Genomic DNA, 1,102 nt, shown 5'->3' on the forward strand with positions numbered 1-1,102 from the left:
ATCGACGTGACCCTGGTGGAATCGCCCCAGGTCAAACGGATCGGTGTCGGCGAGGCCACCTTCAGCACGGTGCGACACTTCTTCGACTACCTCGGGCTTGACGAAGCCGACTGGCTGCCGAAATGCGCCGGAGGCTACAAACTCGCCATCCGCTTTGAGAACTGGAGCAAAGCAGGCGAGTACTTCTACCACCCGTTCGAGCGGCTGCGCGTGGTGGACGGATTCTCCATCGCCGACTGGTGGCTCGAACTGGGCGACCGCAGCAAGCCGTTCGACCGCTCCTGCTTCATCACCTCGGCGCTGTGTGAGGCCAAGCGCTCACCGCGGATGCGAGACGGTTCGCTCTTCGCCTCCGAACTGGACGGCCCGCTGGGCCGCTCCACCCTGGCCGAACAGCGAGCCCAGTTCCCCTACGCCTACCACTTCGACGCCGACGAGGTCGCCAGATACCTGGCCGACTTCTCCGTCAAACGCGGCGCCCGCCACATCCTGGACAACGTCCAGCACGTCGCCCAGGACGAACGCGGCTGGATCAGCCACGTGCGCACCGAGGCCCACGGCGAGATCGCCGGTGACCTCTTCATCGACTGCACCGGTTTCCGCGGCATGCTGATCAACCAGACACTCGGCACCGAGTTCCAGTCGTTCGAGGACGTGCTGCCCAACAACCGCGCGGTCGCGCTTCGGGTACCGCGTGAACAGGCCACCGACATGAGCCCCTACACCACGGCGACCGCGATGAGCGCGGGCTGGATGTGGACCATCCCGCTGTTTCGCCGCAACGGCACCGGCTATGTCTACTCCGACCAGTTCATCAGCCCCGAGGAGGCCGAGCGGGAACTGCGCCAGGCCGCCGCGCCCGGCCAAGAAGACCTGCAGGCCAACCACATCCGGATGCGCATCGGCCGCAACCGGGACTCATGGGTCAAGAACTGCGTGGCGATCGGCCTGTCCAGCGCGTTCGTCGAGCCGCTGGAGTCCACCGGCATCTTCTTCATCCAGCACGCCATCGAGCAGCTCGTCAAGCACTTCCCCGACCAGCGATGGGACAGCGAGCAGATCGCGGCCTACAACACCCGGGTCGCGAACGCCGTGGACGGGG

The 1,102-nt window shown here is 65.9% G+C and carries 1 protein-coding gene; it reads left to right on the top strand.

Annotation, left to right across the window (positions count from 1 at the left end):
• On the top strand, positions 1–1,102 hold a 1,102-nt coding region (locus tag AB0K21_RS44710), incomplete at both ends, for a tryptophan halogenase family protein (RefSeq protein ID WP_364159335.1).

The organism is Streptosporangium sp. NPDC049248, from assembly GCF_040678965.1.
In the GTDB taxonomy this organism is placed as follows: Bacteria; Actinomycetota; Actinomycetes; order Streptosporangiales; family Streptosporangiaceae; genus Streptosporangium; species Streptosporangium fukuiense.